Here is a 19,446-nt window from a genome sequence, read left to right on the forward strand (position 1 = left end):
TCTGGGCTTCGGTCCGCATGCGTCGGGGTGCTGAGGCGGGCCGGGGCAGCAGTGGGGGTTTGGCGATGTTGCGGGACAGGCGGTCGCCGTTGACGGCGCTGGTCAGCGTGCTGGAGAGGGTCGCCATGATGCGGTACACGGTGACCTTGCCGCGGCCGGCGCGGTGGGCGGATTCGACCAGGGGGCTGTACTCGATGTCGAGCATGCCGTCCTGGGGGAGGTTGGGCCGGGTGATGGCGCCGGGGACCTCGTCGAACGCCTTGCGCTCGTCCGCGCGACGCCAGCCCTCGGAGTTGGGCTCCTGGGAGGCGGCGGCGCTGGCCGGGTGGGTATAGGTATGTTATGCCGCCTCGGACAGGTGGGTGAGGGCACGGGCCAAGCGCATCAGCAAGGCCGTGTCCGTGCCGGCCGGGACGGCGGCGATACGAGAGGCGAGATCACCCTCGCCCGTTCCCCAAGTCGCGATCAGCTCGTGCTGTTCGGGGTCGATGCTGTAGCGGGTCATGAAGCCGTACCTACGGTGATCTGCTCGGCAACGCCGCTGGGCACCGAGCCATTCTGACGCACCGTCAGAATGGCTCTGGATCGTGCAGCTGACGGGCGCCGACGGCCGAGAGAGGGCGAGACTCCCCCGTGGGCAGGGGCGGTTGAGCCCGGGTTGCGGGCTCCTCGGCGGGTTCGGCTGAGACCAGCGGTGCGAGTGGATCGCGGAGACCATCGTGCTCGAGTGACCGCCGGATGAGAGGTTCCGACCTGCGCAATGGGCAGGTTCGGCCCGCGAACGCCGGGGCTCGTCGGCTACCAGCGGCGGCGTTCTCGGCCGACTCCAGGAGGCACTCGGGGCGGCATGTGGCTGCGGCATCGACTGTGGGCTGGGTGTTCTTCGCCCGGCGGGATGTGCTGCTGGAGTGGCCGGTGGCTCGAAGAAGCCAGCCGTGGGGCGGGTTCCCTTCTCAGGATGAGGCATCTCGAAGCATGTCATATGGTGCAAATCCGAACTCTTGGTGCCGCCATCTCGGGCTCTGGCGCGAACCGGAGAGGAGGCCTGCGCCGTGTCCGACAGCGCCGAGCCGATCCACGCGCGTCTTGCGGAACTTGCCCGCCCGCAGGAACCCGACCAGGTTGTTGTCGATCTCGGCTGCGGTGCGGGACCGACGCTGCGGGCTGTCAGCCGGATAGCGCCGCAGGCTTCGCGCATCGGGATCGGCCGTTCGGCGGAGTCGCTGCGCCAGGCCCGCGGCTCTGGCAGGCCACAAGGGGTCGACAGCGACGATTGTTGCGGATCTGCGCGATCCTCTCCCGTGTTCCGACGAGAGCGTGGACGTCGTCCTGTCGTACAACACCATCGAGTGCCTGCCGAACCCGCATGAGATGCTGGCCGAGGTGGCACGAATCCTCCGGCCTGGCGGGCGGGCGGTCATCGCACACGTCGACTTCGACTCGATCGTCGTCGCAGGCGCGGACACCGATCTCGACCGGCGGGTGTGCCACGCGTTCGCGGACGACGCGCAGAGCTGGATGGATCACGCGGACGGCAGGATCGGCCGCAAGCTCGGGCTGCTCCTCGCCCGCAGCTCGCTGGAGCTCGTCGGCGTCGAGCCGTTGCTGGCGTGGTTGACCGAGTTCACGGGGGCACACGCAGGATCGGGTTGGCCAGGCCCGGAAGTCTCTGCTGTCAGCGGCCAGGCACGGTCGTGGCGCGGTCGCTCCTGAAGAGGTCGAGGCTTGGTACACCTCGGTGCGCGAGGTGGACCGGCTGGGCGGCTTCTACTTCTCCGAGCTGGCGTTCATCGCGGTGGCGGAGAAGGCGAGGAGCAGCCGCAGCGGCCATGGGGCAGCCTCGAACGACGGCCGGCAGACGGCTCCCGTGCGGGCCGGTTCGATGCCACATCTCCCAACTGCTTGACCAGTGTCTATGGGGAAGCGTTCGCGAGGACGGCGGCCGCGAAGGCGCACAGTGCCCTCACGGTGGTGTTGAGCGGGGCCGTCGTGTCGAGCGCCAGCGTGGGTTGTTCATGATCGGACCAGGACAGCTCTGGTGCGTCCAGTGCCGGATTCTGGACATAATGCCGGAGCGCCGGCCTGCCACTGACTGGTGGCGGACCGGCGCTCCGGTGTGGTGCGTCAGCTGCTGCGAACCGGCAGTGTCCACTTCTGGGTGGCGCCGCCGGTGCAGTCCCATAGTTGCAGTCGGGCGCCGTTGGTGGTGGTGCCGTTGGGCACGTCCACGCAGCGGCCGGAGTAGGGGTTGTAGAGGGAGCCGTCCGGGCGGGGCAGGAAGATCTGGTTGCCCGCGCCGCTGACGCAGGTCCAGAGCAGCAGCTGGGTGCCGTTGGCGGTGTTGCCCCCGGTGGCGTCCAGGCAGCCGCCGAGGGCGCGCACCGAGCCGTCGGCCTGGAAGGACCAGGACTGCGCACTGGTGGTGGTGCAACCCCAGAGCTGGACGGCGGTGCCCGGTGTCGGGTCGGCGCGGCTCACATCCATGCACGTACCGCCGGGGGCAGCGAAGGCGATCGGGGCTGCCTGCCCGTAGAGGCTGACCACGTTGGTGTGGCCCGTGGTCCAGGTGAAGTACGGCGCGGCCGTGGTGGAGTGCCCGGTCCAGGTCTGCAGGATGCCGTTGGGGGTCACTCCCCAAAGGGTGGGCGAGCCGATGCCGGTGAGGTCGCCGTTGGAGCCGAGGACCGGCCAGCCGGCGGTTGCGACGTTGCCGATCGAGGTGTCGGTGGCGAGGGTTTTGATGGTCGGGTAGGCGACGGAGCCGCCGAACGGGTCGGTGACGGTGACGGTGCCGGTGGTGAAGGTCTGGCCGCGCAGGTCGCCGCTGCCTCGGTCGCGGGACCACAGGCCGGGGTGGCCCTGGCCGGCCCAGTCGCCGGGGGAGAGCAGGTCGCGGTTCTTCCAGCCGGTGGCGGCGAGCTTGGTGGGCGAGCCGAAGCGGGCGTCGCCGACTGTCGGGTAGAACCACAGGGCGCCGTCGCCGCCGGGTTCGGTCTCGATGGTGAACAGGCCGGTGCGGTTGAGGAATTTCTTTGAGGGGTCCAGGCCGGTGGTGGTGGGGTCGCCGCTGGCGGAGATCGCCAGCGTGGTCGACCAGTCGGCGGAGCGGTAGCCGGTGCAGTCGGTCAGGGCCGGGTCGCAGGACGGCTTGGCGAGCGTGACGTGGCTGTCGAAGACGCCGGCGACGCCGGTGTTTCCGGGGTTCTTGTAGAAGTAGAGGTTGGCGTCGCCGGCCTTGTGGACGAGAAGGTCGTCGATGTTCATTCCGCCGCGCAGGCTGCCGCGGTGGGTGACGGTGTAGTTCGCCCAGGAGTCGCCGTCGGGGGAGCTGGCCTTGCGGGCAGCGAGCGGGGCGGTCACGGAGGTGGCGGGGATGCTGTAGGCGCGCAGGTCGCCGTTCGGGTCGGTGGTGACGATGTCGGGCACCGCGTCGCCGTTGACGTCGCCGAACACGGGGGCGGGGCTGTTCGGGTTCCACGGGACGTAGAAGGAATATTGGCCGATGGGCGACAGGTTGCCCGCGTTGTCCTCGGCCTGCACGTACAGCACGTTGGTGCCCCAGCGGCCGGGGGTCACCTGGATCTGCGAGGTCGGCATCGTCGAGCCGCACTGCCAGGCGGCGTCAGCGAGTTGTGGGTCCCAGCTCCAGCGCAGGCAGGCCGGGCCCGAGGTGTAGAGGCCGGACGGGTTGGGGTCGGAGACGGTGATCGGGATCGCGCCGCTCTGGCCCGCGTAGATCTTCGGAGCCTGGCCGTTGCCGGATGGCGGGAACTGCTTGCTGGTGTCGGCGACGGTGGCCGGGAAGGAGATGGTCGGCGGGGTCAGGTCGACCTTGAAATAGCAGGTCGGGGTGGAGCTGGACCACGGCACGCCTGGCAGCTGGTCGCTGGCCATGATGCTGTAGCCGTACGCGTGGCCGTCCTTGATCACGCCTTGCTTGACGGTGAAGGGCGCATTCCACCCGTTGGGCACCTCGGGGGAATATCCGCCGTCAACATCGGGGACACCGGGCAGGTTGTAGTCCCAGATGTGCGACCAGCTGTAGAGCGTGCCCTGCGTCAGGCTGGAGATCGTCGCATTGAGGGTCACCGCGCCGTTCTGATCACTGCCCGCGCCGAGCCACGCCCAGTGGGTGGAGACTCCGTCGCCGCAGGACTGGGTTGTCTGCGATGGATTCACCGTTTTCGGGACCGGCCGAACCCCCGGGTCGGTGGGGACGTTGGGGGTGCGGTCGTACTCGATGGACAGCGAGGGCTGGTAGGTGAACCGCTTGAAGGCGTACTGGTTGCTCTCGTCGCCGTACAGGCCAAACGTCAGCTGCCCGTTGTTGGTGTACTGCTGCAGCGTGCCGGTGATGTCGTAGCTGAAAGGCACATTGTTGTAGCAGCCGGTGTGCCCGGAGCCTCCGATCGACTTGCTGCCGAGCGAGCCGCCGACCTGCCACGGCTGGTTGCTCCAGGTGGTATCGCTGGAGATGGCACTGGTCAGATAGAGGTTTAGGGGGTAGGTGTTGCCGCATGTCCAGTCGGCGGAGACGTACTCCTCCATGTTCATCGTTGCGTAGTGAACGACGGCCCCGTAGATCGGGTTGATGTCGAACTGGTAGAACGACCGGTACTTGTCGGCAGGGCTGCAGCTGCCACCGTTCGGGTAGTAGGCGCACACTCCAACACCGGGGTGATCGGAGTCGTTGCCGCCAGTCCGCTTCCAGTTCGAGGTGCCGGGGTACGCCGACTGCACCCAGGTCCAGGCGTTCGCCGGCTGTGCCCATGGCACCCACGCGGGATCCACGTAGAACGGCGCGGTGCCGTGCGTGATCAGATCCTGGTCGGGCGTCAGGTCAACGCCGTTGGCGCCTGCAGTCACCGGCATGGTGGCGACCTTCGCCGCGCGCCCCGGCCCGGAGGCGTCGCTGTACTCGCGGAGCCGTTCGAGGTCCGCGCCCTGGACGGTGCCACCCGCGGCAGCCTTGGACTGCATGCCCACCGGTACGACAGTGGGCGCGGTGCTGTCCCACATTTGCGGGGTTGGCGCGGTCCAACGAGCCTGGCCGTCAGCTCCCTTGGCAGCCAGGTTGCCGCCCTGGTCGGCCTCCAGCGTGACCCCGTCGACGGCCGTGGCGAAGTGCAGGTTCTTCACGGCCGGATCGGCTGCCGCCGCTTTCGTCTTCAGGATCAGCACGGTGGTCAGACCGCCGGCCTTGGTCGCGGTCACCTTCAGGTCGGTGTCCGGTGCGACCAATGGATACAGCAGGCTGTCTCCATCAACAGTGGGGGCCGGAAGCAGGAACGGTGCAGTCAGCGACAGCTTCTTGCCGTCCGTGCTTGTCATCGTCGCCAACGGGCCGCTTCCGCCCTTGGAAAGTACGAGCGAGGAAGCCGACACCCGCGGCGAGTACGTCCCGTCCGAGTTCGCCGCCAGGCCCGCGTCCAACGCGGCCCATGCCTCGCCTTTCTTGGTCCGCTGCTGCTCGGCGTGACTGGTCAGCAGGAGGTGGCCGTTTGGTGTGGCCGCCGTTTCGCTGAACTCGGTGGTCAACGACCCGATCGACACATTCTGGCCTGTGGCCTTCGCCTGAGCGAGGGCAGTGTCGGTCTCGTTCGCCAGCGGACGCTCCTGGGAGCGCAATGCAGTGGCGGCGTCAATCTCCGTCTGGGAAGGAAGAGTTGACGAGGCATCGGCGAAAGCCGCCGGGCAAGTGAGGGCGGCGAGGACGGCGGCGGCCGCAGTTGCGGTCACCACCCGGTGTGACGCACCGCGAGAACGGCGTCTGTACAAAGGAATCCCCTCGGAAAGTGAAAGGCCTCGCGCACGACAGCGAAGGTCAGGGCAACGCTCACGGTCTCTCTCGGCAAAAAGCAAGCAGCTAGCGGACCGCGGTGTCCGAATTATGGGGAGGGGCACCGCTATCGCCCGAGCGTGAGATGCGTCACTTCCCTGGGTAGCTGCAAGGCACTGCACCTGCGGCCGTCGAAGCCGCTACGATCCGCCAGTTCTCGCCCACGACGGGGGTGAGTTGACGCCCAATCAGGAGGGGATTCTTTACCTTGTCTTTGATAAGGAGATCGGGCGCTTCTGATAGTGCCCTGGGGCAGGCAAGGCGGCGGGTGGCGACAGTCACCGCCGCCGCAGTGATCGGATCGCTGCTCGTACCCGTATCAGTGGCCGTTGCGGCGGACGGCCCGGACTACTCGCGCAAGTGGTCACCGCCCAACACCGCGTTGCCGAGGACAGCGTCGGTAAACGGCAAGGACGTTGCTCCGGCCGAAGTCGCCAAGCCCAAATACCCGGTACCACCGGTGTGGAAGCCGCCAGTGGCTGCCCATCCGATTCAGAGCGGCCGTGATTCGGTACGCCTGGGCTCGGCGCCTGAAGCACGACCGCTGGCTGCAGGTGAGCGCCCGGCAGTCGGCCGCGAGACCGCAGCCGCAAGGCTTCCGGTGTCGTTGGCACCCGTGGCGGGATCGCCCGTCGCCGGACAGACAGTGCAGATTGACGTCGCGGATGCCAAGTCCGCCGCAGCAGCCGGCATATCCGGTCTGGCGATGACGTTGTCGCGCCCCGCCATGGGCGACGCGGGCGACGTTCGGCTCGCGATCGACGTGTCAAGCCTTGATGCCGCGTTCGGCGGGAACTGGGCTTCACGCGCCCGTCTGGTACTCCTGCCGGACTGTGCGGTGACGTCACCCCAGGTTGCGGGCTGCCTGGAGCAGACGCCGCTGGACTCGCAGTACGACCCCTCGACAAAGAAGATCACCGCCGATATCGCGCTGCCCGAAAGCACTCGTGCGACGCGCAGCAGTGCTAGGGCGCTTGCGGACACGCCTCCGGGGACCACGGTCGGTGTGGTCTCCGGCTCGTCCAGCGGCGCGGGCACCTACTCGGCAACGTCGCTGAGCCCCTCGCAAGCCTGGAATGCCGGTAACTCGTCAGGTGCATTCACCTTCAGCACCCCCATCGAGGTGCCGCCAGCACTGGGCGGTACTGCACCGCAGGTGGGTCTTTCGTACAACTCGTCATCCGTGGACGGCAAGACTTCCTCTACGAACTCCCAGGCATCGTGGATCGGCGACGGCTGGGATTACCAAGCAGGCTTCGTGGAGCGCTCGTTCAAGTCCTGTTCGAAGGGCGGAATCGCCGGTTCGGGCGACGAGTGCTGGGCAGGCGCGAACCTGACCCTGGCACTGGGCGGTCGCTCGGGCGAGCTGGTTCCGAACGACGAATCCTGCGCCACTGGTGCACCTGCGGGGATGGAGCAGTCGGACTGCACCTGGCGGCTCAAGGGTGACGACGGTACAAAGGTCCAGTTCCTGACGGGTGCCACCAATGGAACCTGGAACGGCTCGTTCATCAAGGTCACCGATACCGGCGGCACCGTGTACTACTTCGGCCTGAACCACGTTCCAGACGCCAACGGCAACCCGACCACCCTCGGGACCGACGCCGGATCGGCGTGGACCGTCCCGGTATATTCGCCGAACCCGGGCGACCCCTGTTACAGCTCCGCGAAGGGGAACGCATCGTGGTGCCAGATGGGATGGCGGTGGAACCTGGACTACGTCGTTGACCCGCACGGCATCCTGACCACCTACAGCTACATGCCCGAGACGAACTTCTACGCCCGAGGTGGCGGCCAGAACGGCGGCACCGGCACCAACACCTCCTACACCCGCGCCGGCGTGCTCTCATCGATCGGATACGGCCAGCTCCTGTCGGACCAGTTGAAGGCCAGCGGCTCGTACAACCCCGCAGCAAAGATCGTATTCAACGTCGCCGAACGCTGTGTCACCTCCGCATCCGCGTGTGACCCGGCGAACCGGTCCAGCGCGAACGCCATTAACTGGCCGGACGTCCCACTGGACCAGCAGTGCAGCGCCACCGGCCCGTGCACCAATTACGGGCCGACGTTCTGGACCAGCAAGTGGCTGGCCAACATCACCACCAAGGTCCGGGTCAACGGCGCCTACCAGGCAGTGGACTCGTACGCACTGAATCACGTGTTCCTTGACGTGCAGAACCCCACCGAGAACACCCGGGTTCCGTGGCTGGCGAGCATCCGGCGGACCGGCCAGGATCCCCAGGCAACCGGTGGCTCCCTCGATCTGCCCCCGGTGTCGTTCGACTCCGTACTGCTTCGGAACCGTGTCGACGGCACCGATCTGGTGCCTGCCCCTCCCGCCTACTACCGGCCGCGCATCCAGCTCATCACCACCGAGACCGGCGGCACCATCGCCGTGGACTACAAGCAGGCCGCGTGCTCCCGCGTCGACAAGGTCATGCCGGCCTCGGCCGACAGCGATAAGTCGTCCTGCTACAACGTCAAGTGGAACCCGCCGGGCGCCACGGCGGGCGCATCTCCGGTCGACGACTGGTTTCTGAACTACCCGGTCAACACGGTGACCGTCAACCCGGGCATCAAGGGGGCGACCCCGATCACCACTACCTACAGTTACGGTTCCGCCGCTTGGCACCGCAACGACTCTCCCCAGACCGACGAAGAGGCTCGCACCTGGGACCAGTTCCGCGGCTACGCCTCTGTCACGACAGTCACCGGAGACGGCAAGGACGGCCCCCAGGCACAGGCGAAGGCGACCTACTACCAAGGCATGGACGGCGACCTGCTCAGCAACGGCACCACCCGTAGTGCCTCGGTGGCCGGCCCGATGAGTGGACAGACCACCGACTCCGACTGGCTGTCCGGCCAACTCCTGGAATCCGACGCCTACACCCAGGCCGGCGGCACCATCACGGCCTTCACTGTGAACGCCAGCACCAACCCCGTCGTCACGGCCACCCACATAAGGGGCAACTTGCCGCCACTGCTCGCCCAATACGCGGCCACCAGTTCGACCAGTACCTCCAAGGCGCTGAAGGCGGACGGTACTTGGCGAGCCACGAGCACCATCACTACGACGGACTCTGACCACGGTAACCGTGTCAGCACCTCGCTGAGCACGGCCGACGGGTTGCCGGACGTCTGCGCCCGGACCAAATATGCCGCAGGCTCTGATCCTCAGGTCCTCTCGCTGCCGTCGGAGACCATCACAGTCAACGGCTCGGACGCGTGTACGGCCCTACCGACCGCTGCCAATACCAGCTCCTGGACCCGGACTTACTACGACAACCTCCCCTGGGGTCAACTCGGCACTGCCCACAACCCCACATCGGCACTGACACTCGACCACTTCGACAACACGGGCACCGCGCAGTTCAGCACCACGACCACCGCGTTCGACAACTACGGCCGACCCTCCAGTGTCACGGACCCGACCAACACCGACAGTGCACACCCGAACGGTGCCACCGTCACGACGTCCTACACGGCACCACAGGCCGGCGAGCTGCCGAACCGCACGACCGTCACCACCCCTGCCCCAGCAGGCGCCAGTGACGTGAACACCGGTCGAACCACGACAACCACACTGGACATGGCACGTGGGCTGCCAATAACAGTGACGGACCCCAACGGACGCAGCACCACCCAGGCTCACGACGCACTCGGCCGCCTGACCAACGTCTGGCTGCCCGGGCGCGCCACGAACCTGAGCGCCAGCCAGACCTTCGCATACACCACCCTCGGCGTCGTCGCCGGACAGGTCGTGCCCCCCACGACCACCACCTCCACACTCCGTTCCAACGGCTCGTACTCCACTGCGATTCAGATCATGAACGGCCTGGGCCAAGTCGTACAGACTCAGTCCAGTCCTGCGGAGTCCGCCTACCACGGACGGATGATCACCGACACGGTCTACGATTCCCGCGGTCAGGTGATCCGGTCCAACCCGAGCTGGTACAACGACGCCGCCGCTCCCGGAACCACGCGCTACGAGACCACCACGCAGGAGGTCCCGGCGCAGACGCACACCGTCTACGACGGTCTCGGCCGTCCGGTGGCAAGCGAGTTCGTCGCCTACGGAACCGTTCAGAGCACCACCACCACGTCGTACCCAGGCATGGATCGAACGGACGTGACGCCGCCGACCGGTGCCACTCCCAGCACCACGCTCACCGACGCACGCGGACAGACCACCCAGCTGTGGCAGTATCGGACCGCCACCGCCACCGGGAACCCGGCCGATGCCGACATCACCAGCTACACCTACACGGCAGAAGGCCGTCCTGCCACGTGGAGGGACGCGGCCGGCAACACCTGGCTTCACACCTACGACGCCCGGGGCCGCGAGACCACGTCCGTCGACCCGGACACCGGAAGCAGCACCAAGGTCTACGACGCAGCCGGCCACCTGTCCTCGGCCACAGACGCGCGCAACCAGACCATCGCCTACACCTACGACCTCCTCGGGCGCGTGACCGGAACGTACTCCGGCACAGTCAGCCCGGCCAACCAGCTGACCGCCTCCACCTACGACACCGTCGTCAACGGCCAGCCGTCCACCTCGACCCGTTACGTCAACGGGGCATCAGGCGCCGCCTACACCATGTCCATCCTGGCGTACGACACCGCCTACCACACCACAAAGACGACAACGACGATCCCTGGTACCGAGATCGGCCAGGGAGTGACACCGTTTACCTACACCTACGAAGCCATCTACGACCCGATCACCGGAGCGTTGACCGCTGACAAGCGCTCCAAGGTCGGTGACATCGCCGAAGAGACGGTTACCTACACGTACGACGACAACGGTCCGCTGAGCACCTTCGGAGCGTTCGGCGGCTCGACGTACGACCTGTCCTCGGACTGGGATGCCTACGGGCGAAACATTCGCTCCACAGTGAACCCGTGGGGAAGCCAGATCGTCGTCACCAACACCTACGACGAGTCGACGGGCCGTCAACTCCAGCAATTCGTCGACAAGCAGACCGCATCCACCGGTGCGGTCCAGCAGAACACCTACGCCTACAACGCCGCAGGACAGATCACGGCGATCCGCAGCATCCCGGACAACCTTCCGGCGTCCACAGATCTGCAATGCTTCGGCTACGACTACCTCGGCCGGCTGACCACTGCCTGGACCGACACCGGCGCGCTCAACCTCCTCCCCAACCCGACGGTCGGCGGCCGCGGCGCCTGCGCCAATGCCACGCCCACCAGTGGAGCTGTCGCCCCGGCGAAGAACACCGTCGGCGGCAGCGTCCCGTACTGGCAGGACTACACCTACGACCTGACGGGCAACCGCGAGAGCCTCACCCAGCACGACCCAAGCGGGGACAGGGCCAAGGACACCGTCACCACTCAGACCTTCACCCCCGCTGGCGCCGTCAACTCCGGCAACAGCAAGGGCGGTCCGCACGCGCTGACCTCCTCCACCGCCGTCACAGGCACCACCAGTGCGCTGAACACCAGCACCTACGACGCGGCGGGCAACACCTCGACCCAGGACGTCTACAGCCAGGGCATCACCAACTACACCTGGAACGCAGAAGGCAAGCTCCAAACCGACAAGCCCGCGGTCCAGATCCAGGGCATCGGCGGCAAGTGCCTCTACATGCGGGGCAGTAGCAGTGCTGACAACACCCCTGCGGAGATCAACACCTGCTCCTCCATCGGTGCCCAGAAGTTCGCCACCACCGGCAACCTGCTCAAGATCATGGGCAAGTGTCTGACCGCAACGGGCACAGCCTCGGGCTCCGCGGTGCAGCTTCAGCCCTGCAGCGGCAACGCCGTGCAGACCTGGACCCCGCAGGCGAACGGCACCATCCTCAACGCCGGCACCAACCTGTGCCTGGCTGTTCCCGGTGATGTCAGCACTGCTGGCACTGCCACGGTCGTCGCCACCTGCGGGACCACCACCGTCCCGGCCGGCCAGAAATGGACCGTCCCCGACAACTCCACCAGCTACGTCTACGACGTCGCCGGCAACCAACTCGTCCGACACAACCCCGGCAAGACCACCATCTTCCTCGGGGCCGACGAACTCACCTACGACACCGCTGCCAAGACCACCACGGCCACCCGCACCTACCAGATGCCCGGCGGCCTGACCCTTGTCCGGCAAGGCACCACCGCCACCTACCAGATCAGCGACCACCACGGCACCGGCAACCTCGCCTTGGACGGCACCACCCTCACAGAAACCCGCCGCCCGACCGACCCGTTCGGCAACCCGCGCGGCACCCAACCCACCACATGGGCAGGCGACCACGGCTTCGTCGGCGGTACCAAGGACGACGCGACTGGCCTCACCAACCTTGGGGCCCGCGAATACCAACCCACGACAGGACGCTTCCTCAGCCCCGACCCCCTGCTGAACACGACCCACCCCCAACAGTGGAACGGCTACGCCTACGGTGACGGCAACCCCGTCAACCTCAGCGACCCCAGTGGCAAGATGGCTTACGACCCTGAGACGGGTACCTCGGCCGGCACGACCGCGCAGCTCCAGCAGGCCGTCAACGAGGTCAAGTCAAAGCCCGGCTACAAAGACTCTCCTGCCTACTCTCCTCAGCGGCCCTCGCACGGAAGCTACCGGATCGGAAAGCCGACTTCTCGAAGGAACGATTCCATCCAGTACACGGACGATTTCCCCTACGAGCCTTCGGTAACAGCGACTCAGGGTGACTATGCACGCTATGCCGAGTGGCTTGCGAAGGGATCACTTGCAGCGAACTGCAGCCTGGCTCGGATCTGCGATCTGTATGATGCCTCGAAGGCGTACCTCCACTACCTCGATGGCAGCGGAACCGACTTCGACCTCGACTACACGAAGGCGTATCGAGAGGACCCGGGCATCCGCGCATTCGTGGACGGAGAGGTCGCCAGCGCCCGACAGTGGGCCGAGTACCTGGCGGACTCCGTGTCTCATGGATCGTTCGATATCATCGGTGACCCTGCGAGCATGACGGGGAATAAGCACTACCCCGGCACAGAGAACTGGCAAAAGGCCATCGGTGACCACCACGTCTGGATCAGCGCCACCGTCATGGTGGATGGGGACACGATCGGCATACACGCCACGGTCCACGCACAGGACAGGTACGATTTCAACCGGGGCATGCACGACATTGCGAGCAATACCCCGGATGATGTGAACGGAAGGTTCGCCACGCTCGGCTGGGCCAAGCCCTTCATGACCTTCGGACAGGTGACGCTCGATATGTCTTGGACGCGTGGGCAGGTCGGATCGACGCTGGCGATGGGGGAGACTGCGCGATGAGTTCCGCTCGATCCATGGCCGGCTTGCGAGGTCTGCTCGCCGCTGCAATGGCCGTATCGGTTGCGGCCGGGTGCGGGTCGCCGGCGGCGGTGGACCCGAACGGCCCTCCGCGGAGCCCGGGGGCCTCACAGTCGGCGCGAGAGGATCGGGCGCCGATCGAGAAGAGATTTCCCGGGCTCGGGAACTTCGATCGGACTCGTTGGACCGCGGAAGTCCTAGGGGGCCAGGGTGACCGTGTTCCCGGGCCCTCGGTCTACAAGATCTTCGGGGTCGTCTGGTATTCGTCGGCGCGGTTTCCTGCCGCCACCCAGGCCGGGAACTGGGAGCCAGCGGGGACCGGAAAGGTTCCGTCGAGCCTGGACCCGAGCCTTCAGGCTGCGGGGTGGACACATTCCAAGGCTTTTGACGAAACCATGCTGGGCAACTCCGACTCAGGGGAGTTCTATCTCAATGCCGCATTGGGGGAGATCTGTTTCTGGGCAGTGAATCCGGCTGTGCATGCCAGCGCCGGCTCATGAACAGAGTTGGACGCCTTGCGTATGACGCTCAGCTTCCGCGGACGGCGGGGTAGCTACCTCTACTTCTTGAACTACTCTGAGTATAGAGAGGAAACTCAGAGTGACGCGCCGCTGGGGGTAAAGGGGTCGCAGGTTCAAATCCTGTCGTCCCGGCGGTAACGTCACAGGTCAGAGGCGGTTTTCCTGGAAACAGGAAGGCCGCCTCTAGCGGTTTTCGGATATGGCGAATCGGGGCATTTTGGACGCCGGGTAAATGGGATTGCCGATCCCTGGGTTACATCGGGCGATTGGCATTGAATCCACGATTTTCGCGGCGATCTGTGATGCCATTCCAAGGTCGGCCGACGTCTGGCGCACTTAGAGGAGCTAACACAAAGCCGTCGCGTGACCATGTCTCCTCGTCTGTCCGCTCGTTGGTCCATCCGTGGGAAAGCTGAAGGGCCCGCCGTGGATGGTGCCGGATGACCTGTGGTCGCGTATCGAGCCGTTGCTGCCGGTTCGGCAGCGCCGGTCACGTAATCCGGGGCGCCTGCCGCTGGATGATCGGGGCTGCCTGCAGGGGATCCTGTTCGTGTTGCACACCGGGATCCAATGGGAATGGCTGCCGCAGGAGCTGGGCTTCGGCTCGGGAATGACGTGTTGGCGTCGGCTCCGGGACTGGCACGAGGCCGGCGTCTGGGACCGGCTTCACCAGGTGCTGCTGACCGAGCTGCACCGCGCCGGGAAGCTGGACTGGTCTCGGGCGGTGATCGACGGCTCTCACCGCCAGGCCCGTCGGGGCGGCCCAAAACAGGCCCGAGCCCGGTCGACCGCGCTCGGCCGGGCTCCAAGCACCACGTCATCACCGACGCGCACGGCACCCCGCTCGCCATCACGCTGACCGGCGGCAACCGCCACGACGTCACCCAGCTGCTGCCGCTGCTGGACGCGATCCCGCGCATCCGCGGTACGCGAGGCCGGCCTCGCCACCGGCCCAGACAGCTGTTCGCCGACCGGGGATACGACTACGACAAGTACCGCCGCCTGCTGTGGAAGCGCGGCATCAAACCGGTCATCGCCCGCCGAGGAGTGCCACACGGCTCCGGACTTGGAACCGTCCGCTGGGTAGTCGAGCGCACGAACGCCTGGATCCATGGCTTCCGCCGCCTGCGGATCCGCTGGGACATACGTGACGACATCCACGAGGCGTTCCTCAAACTGGCCTGCTGCGTGATCACCTACAGGCGCGTCCGAGCTTTGTGTTAGCTCCTCTTAACCGGCGCGCAGAGGCGACGTGCGAGCAGGCTGAGCAGCTGGCGCGATCGCTCCAGCGTGCCGGTCTCACCGGGCCGATGCCGATATCGATGCGCCGGGCGGCGTGGCGGCGAGCCTACGGCTGGCGCAAGTACGGCTGGAACCTGTTGGGTGCCATGGTGCTGCTGCTCGGCGCCATGGGCTTGTCGAGGGGCTCGATACGGCTTGCCCGGCTGTCCTTCCCGCCCGCTGTTCCGGTCAGGCGAGGTCTCTTCCTGGTCATCGCGGTGGCCGTCCTCGGCTAGATCTTCATGTACATATTCATCAGCAGCACCAGCCTGGGATGGCTCGGCATCATCGGAAAGTTCGTGCCGGTTGAAAGCCTCGAAGATGTCGTCACCGGGTGCGCGGCGGTGCTGGCAGCCGGATCGCGGAGTCGCCCGGACCACCTCGCAGGGATTCCGCCGTTGATGCGCTACGCCGAGAAGTACGTCCTCAAGATGTACCGCCAGCGGGGTATGGTGCCGCGGTTCTCCCCCCAGGGTTCTCAACTGAGGGCCCATGCCCGGCTCGTTGCAGCGCGACTGCGGGCGGCGGAGGCCGGGCTCGACGTTGATGCGGAGGGCGCCGCCAAGGAGATCGTCTCTCTCGTGATGCAGATAGCTGACAACTACGTCGCTGGCCGAGTTGGCGCGCTGCTGCCGGAGGAAGAGCTCAAGGACCTCTAGCCGGTGCGGGACTACACCACATGGTTGCTGTCTTCGCTCTTGTCGTTGACCCGTCTGGTCGCTGTGGCCGCAGTGGTGGCGGTACTGGCTGTGGCCGGGACGTGGGCGGCGTCCAGGTTCGGGATCCCACCAAGTATCGCCGCCCTGCCCGCCATCGCACTTGCCAGCGTGCTGGTGCCGGCGCTGGTGTCGGTCGTTACCCCGCAGGCGAAGTAGCACCGCTGTCCGTGAGTCTGCCAGTTCTGATTGGAGCTGCGCAGAGCACCTGGACTTTTGGGACCTGCGCACCGCGCCAGCCCCTCGTGTCGGGGACCGCCGTCGTCAGTGCTGGATCCAGCTGGTGGGGGTGATTTCGGCGAAGGTCTGGACCTCGTCGATCCCCAGTGCCGGGGTGAAGGTGGACGTGTCGCCCTTGTCGATCTGCGGCCGGCCCCCCTGGGCGACCTGCCACAGATCGGCCTTCTCGGCGACCTATCGTTGCCGCAGCACGGCCAGAGTGCGGGTTACGCCGCCACGGGCATGGGGTTCTCGCCGTCTTCGTCCTTGCGGAAGCGCGGTCGGCTGAGCTCGGCGCGGTCGAGGGCTTGGGCGAGCGCTGTGACGGCTTGGTCGGCGGAGTCTTTGAAGAGGTGGCCGTAGAGGTTGATGGTGGTGGCGAGGGTGGAGTGGCGGAGGGTCTTGGAGACGATGGCGAGGGGGATGCCTTCGGCGATCATGATGCTGGCGGCTGTGTGGCGCAGGTCGTGCCGGCCGATGATGGGGAGGCTGATCTCTGCTGTGCGTTTGCGGAGTTGGTCGAGGGCCCACTGGGGCCGCAGTGGGTCCCCAGTGGGGCGGGCGAAGACGAGTCCTTCGAGTCGGCCGTCGGGGTGGGTGGCCATCTGAATGGCGGCGTGTCGGTGGAGGGCGGCGGTGACTCTGAGGGACAGGCTGATCCATGCGCGGCTGGCCTCGGTCTTCGGTTGTCCGAAGGTGAGTTCGCCGTTATCGATGGCGCCGAGGGTCCACCGGACGAAGAGTTTGCGGTCCATGAGATGGACGTCGGACCAGTGAAGGGCGAGGGCTTCGCCGCGGCGCATGCCGGTGCCGAGCATGACCTCGAACAGATCGGTCAGCTGATCCGCGTACTGCTCCTTGTTGTGGTGCAGGAATGCGGCGGCCTCCGCGGGTGTCCAGCAAGTGCGTTCCGCGGCACGGGGCTTGGGTGGGACGGAGTGCTTGGCGGGGTTGTAGTGCAGGCGCCAGGAGCGTACGGCGGCGTTCAGCGCGTTGCGCAGGGTGGAGGCGGTGCGGGAGACGGCGACTTTGCCCTGGCCGGCGTTGAGTTGGGCGGTGGTCCATTCGTCGATGTGCTTGGGTCGCAGGTCTAGGAGCCGGGGGTGGCCGAATGCCGGGATCAGGTCGCGCTCCACGCATGCCTGGTAGCCCGCGTACGTGTTCGGCGCCAGGCGCACCTTCTGCAGGACCAGTCACTCGCGCAGGAAGCTCGCGACTGTGGTGCGGCGGTTCTCGTAGACCCCGCGCAGTTCGCCGTCGAGGACCGCCGCCATCTCCCGCGCGGCCTCGACCCGGGTGGCGAACCCGCCCCGTCGGCGGGTGCGGCGGCGCCCTTCTTCGGGGGTGAGGTCGACACAGTACGTCCACCTGCCGTGCCTCACGTCCGCGGCCAGCTGCGGGCACCACGGACCCAGTTGCTTGCTGTTGCCGTCCGAGCAGCCGCACCGCCGGTACACCCTTCCCCGCTGTGGACGCTGTCCCATAAGCACCTCCTTGCACTCGGTATTCTCCGGCAACAAGGTTCGCTGGCATGTTCGGCGTGTCGGGAGAGCGTGCACAGCAGGGCACGAAGCACGCCACGGCTGCGCTGTGGCAACACGCACAGGACGACACGCCGCTTGGAAGATCACGGCACGTAGTCGGCGGGTATGCGGCTCTGATCCGCCCCGGATTCCCCGCTGCAGGCGACCCTGCAGGCTGCTGCTTCGAGCTACGTCATCGGTGTGCGGCGAGTGGCACCTGGAGCCCCGTTACTCAGTGTGTCCACTGCTGTCGCTGGGCGTTGGGACCACTTTGGGACCAGCTGTTTTGGCCGCTGGTGGACGCATGTGGACGGAGTTGGACATATCTGGCCGAGGTAACACCTGGGCCTCCGTCAGGTCGAGCGAACAGCGCGAGCAATCGTTTGGGATCAACTCTGCCTTGAGGGAGAGGAGTTGGCCGCCCGATCGGGACCCGTCGAGTAGGCGGCCAACCGGCAAGGTAGTAAGCGCACTTGACGGGGGGTCAAGGGATCGCAGGTTCAAATCCTGTCGTCCCGACTTGCTTTTCGCAGGTCAGAGGCCGTTTCCACCGGATGGTGGGAGCGGCCTTTTCCGTTGGTGGTCGTTGGGTGGTCGTAGATCGGCCGCTGTTCCTCCCTCAGCTCTGACTCGGTTTCATGCCGCTTTCCCGTACTGGGCGCTGCGGGTTGGGCGTTGCCGGGTGGGTGGGCGGGTGGGCGGGTGGGCTGGTGGTCGTGGGGTGGTCGTGGGGTGGTCGTGGGGTGGTCGTGGCGTTTCTCTTCGCGGTCGAGGGCGGTGGCGATGGCGTCGACGGCTTTGCGGGCGGCGGCCTTCGTGAGGTGGCCGTAGATATTGGCGGTGGTGGAGATCGTGGAGTGGAGTGCGGTCTTGGAGACGATGACCAGGTCGACGCCTTCGGTGAGTGCCAGGGGGACGGCGAGGTGGCGCAGGTCGTGGACGCCGCAGCAGGGGACGTCGGCGTGGCGGGCGAGGTAGTGGAAGTGGTTGAGGACGTACTCGGGGTGGAGCGGACGCCGTCGACGCGGTGGAAGACGAGCCCGCTGCCGGGGGGCTTGCGGGTCGTGGTCGAGGTGTTCCGTCGCTGGTCCTGGCGTCGAGTGAGGGTTGTGCGGAGCCGGGGTGAGATGGCGACCCAGTCGCGGCTCTTCTTGGTCTTCGGGCTGGTCATGACGAGTTTGTTGTTGTCGATCGCGGAGAGGGTCCAGCGGACGTCGAGGGTGTCCTGGTCGAGGTGGATGTCGTCCCAGTGCAGGGCGAGGGCTTCGCCTCTGCGTAGGCCGGTGCAGATGATCAGCTCGATCAGGTCCGCGAAGTCGGGGTCGACGGAGCGGCAGTAGCGGAGGAAGCGGACGGCCTGGGCCGCGGTCCAGATGGTCCGCTCGTCGGCGATGTCGGCTTCGACGGCGGCGCGGTGGGATTCGTCGCGGATGATGACGGCGGGCCGATTGAGGGTGTCGTCGATCATGCGAAAAACGTCGTCGACGGCGGGGAAGTCGAGTTGGGTGCGCAGGGTGTCGATGGGCACCCATGCCGCTGGGGCCGCTGCCTTGGAGGGCGTAGCGCAGCGGGTAGTACTTGTCGAGGTTGTCGGGTCGGGCGAGGTCCGGGCCGATGTGGGCGGCGGTGGCGCGCGGCGGTGTTGGCCCTGGCACAGGGCTGTCAGGCGTCGTGGACCTTGAACACGACGAACACGACGACGGCGCCCTCGTCACGGTGGCCTGCTGCAGGGACTCTGCGGGTGCCCAGGCACGAAACACACAGGGGGAGTCGAGGTCGACGCCGGCTTCGATCATCTGGGTGGAGGCGACGTGGAGGTCGCCTCCGGACTCCAGGAGCTGGCGGATGTGCTCGATGACGGCACTGCGGCGGCCGGCGGTCCTCCGGGTGGACGGTGCCGCTCGTGCGTTCTTCCACGAGGCGGGGCTGGTGCGCGGCGAATCAGTCCTGGAGGGCTCGCAACGTACCTTGGCGTCCTGGGCCGCCGACCCCGCGCAGAGTCGTGATCCGCGCCCTGAGGGTTCGCCGTGAATTGGGTACGGCGGCAGCT

Annotated in this window: 11 protein-coding genes and 1 pseudogene; 6 read left to right on the forward strand and 6 right to left on the reverse strand. The window is 66.7% G+C overall.

All coding sequences use genetic code 11. The features are described from left to right. A pseudogene (locus tag ACIQF6_RS35480) lies at positions 1-205 on the reverse strand (hypothetical protein); the annotation flags it as partial. Positions 206-340: 135 nt separating this feature from the next. Continuing rightward, positions 341-505: a hypothetical protein gene (locus ACIQF6_RS35485; protein ID WP_400902906.1), complete on the reverse strand. Its 165-nt coding sequence runs from the start codon at positions 503-505 to the stop codon at positions 341-343. 737 nt (positions 506-1,242) lie between these two features. Here ACIQF6_RS35485 and ACIQF6_RS35490 point away from each other — a divergent pair. Then, the gene (locus tag ACIQF6_RS35490) at positions 1,243-1,713 is read left to right on the forward strand and encodes a methyltransferase domain-containing protein (RefSeq protein WP_400902949.1); all 471 of its coding nucleotides are present in this window, start codon (positions 1,243-1,245) and stop codon (positions 1,711-1,713) included. Positions 1,714-2,124: 411 nt separating this feature from the next. Here the strand turns inward: ACIQF6_RS35490 and ACIQF6_RS35495 are convergent, their stop codons facing one another. Further along, positions 2,125-5,538, reverse strand: coding sequence for a ricin-type beta-trefoil lectin domain protein (locus ACIQF6_RS35495; protein ID WP_400902909.1), 3,414 nt, complete (start codon positions 5,536-5,538; stop codon positions 2,125-2,127). Between the two features lie 569 nt (positions 5,539-6,107). On the opposite strand from ACIQF6_RS35495, the gene ACIQF6_RS35500 reads away from it, so the two are divergent. The 5 genes from ACIQF6_RS35500 (at position 6,108) to ACIQF6_RS35520 (ending at position 15,813) form a co-directional block, all read left to right on the forward strand. Continuing rightward, a complete protein-coding gene (locus tag ACIQF6_RS35500) occupies positions 6,108-13,118 on the forward strand; it encodes a ricin-type beta-trefoil lectin domain protein (RefSeq protein WP_400902911.1) in 7,011 nt (2,336 codons plus the stop codon). Positions 13,119-14,087: 969 nt separating this feature from the next. Next, positions 14,088-14,881 (forward strand): IS5 family transposase gene (locus tag ACIQF6_RS35505; RefSeq protein WP_400902952.1). Its coding sequence is split into 2 segments (ribosomal slippage): positions 14,088-14,424 and positions 14,424-14,881, totalling 795 coding nucleotides; the frame shifts between segments, so codons are not numbered across the junction. 86 nt (positions 14,882-14,967) lie between these two features. Continuing rightward, positions 14,968-15,174, forward strand: coding sequence for a hypothetical protein (locus ACIQF6_RS35510; protein ID WP_400902914.1), 207 nt, complete (start codon positions 14,968-14,970; stop codon positions 15,172-15,174). Between the two features lie 6 nt (positions 15,175-15,180). Then, positions 15,181-15,597, forward strand: coding sequence for a hypothetical protein (locus ACIQF6_RS35515; protein WP_400902917.1), 417 nt, complete (start codon positions 15,181-15,183; stop codon positions 15,595-15,597). 3 nt (positions 15,598-15,600) lie between these two features. Beyond that, entirely contained in the window at positions 15,601-15,813 is a 213-nt protein-coding gene (locus ACIQF6_RS35520) for a hypothetical protein (RefSeq protein ID WP_400902919.1), read from the forward strand. Positions 15,814-16,100: 287 nt separating this feature from the next. Here the strand turns inward: ACIQF6_RS35520 and ACIQF6_RS35525 are convergent, their stop codons facing one another. The 3 genes from ACIQF6_RS35525 to ACIQF6_RS35535 all read right to left on the reverse strand — a co-directional run bounded on the left by ACIQF6_RS35525 (position 16,101) and on the right by ACIQF6_RS35535 (position 18,924). Then, a complete protein-coding gene (locus ACIQF6_RS35525; protein WP_400902922.1) occupies positions 16,101-17,051 on the reverse strand; it encodes a tyrosine-type recombinase/integrase in 951 nt (316 codons plus the stop codon). Between the two features lie 15 nt (positions 17,052-17,066). Next, on the reverse strand, positions 17,067-17,357 hold the full coding sequence (locus tag ACIQF6_RS35530; RefSeq protein WP_400902925.1) for an Arm DNA-binding domain-containing protein: 291 nt from the start codon (positions 17,355-17,357) through the stop codon (positions 17,067-17,069). A 658-nt stretch (positions 17,358-18,015) separates the two neighbouring features. Further along, positions 18,016-18,924: a hypothetical protein gene (locus ACIQF6_RS35535; protein ID WP_400902928.1), complete on the reverse strand. Its 909-nt coding sequence runs from the start codon at positions 18,922-18,924 to the stop codon at positions 18,016-18,018. Positions 18,925-19,446 lie beyond the last annotated feature (522 nt).

Origin of the sequence: Kitasatospora sp. NPDC092948 (assembly GCF_044754805.1) — a bacterium.
Taxonomy (GTDB): Bacteria; Actinomycetota; Actinomycetes; order Streptomycetales; family Streptomycetaceae; genus Kitasatospora.

Excerpts from the sequence above, each read along its gene's own strand:
- ACIQF6_RS35485 (WP_400902906.1), bottom strand. The coding sequence starts at position 505 with ATGACCCGCTACAGCATCGACCCCGAACAGCACGAGCTGATCGCGACT.
- ACIQF6_RS35510 (WP_400902914.1), top strand. The coding sequence starts at position 14,968 with ATGCCGATATCGATGCGCCGGGCGGCGTGGCGGCGAGCCTACGGCTGG.
- ACIQF6_RS35515 (WP_400902917.1), top strand. The coding sequence starts at position 15,181 with ATGTACATATTCATCAGCAGCACCAGCCTGGGATGGCTCGGCATCATC.
- ACIQF6_RS35530 (WP_400902925.1), bottom strand. The coding sequence starts at position 17,357 with ATGGGACAGCGTCCACAGCGGGGAAGGGTGTACCGGCGGTGCGGCTGC.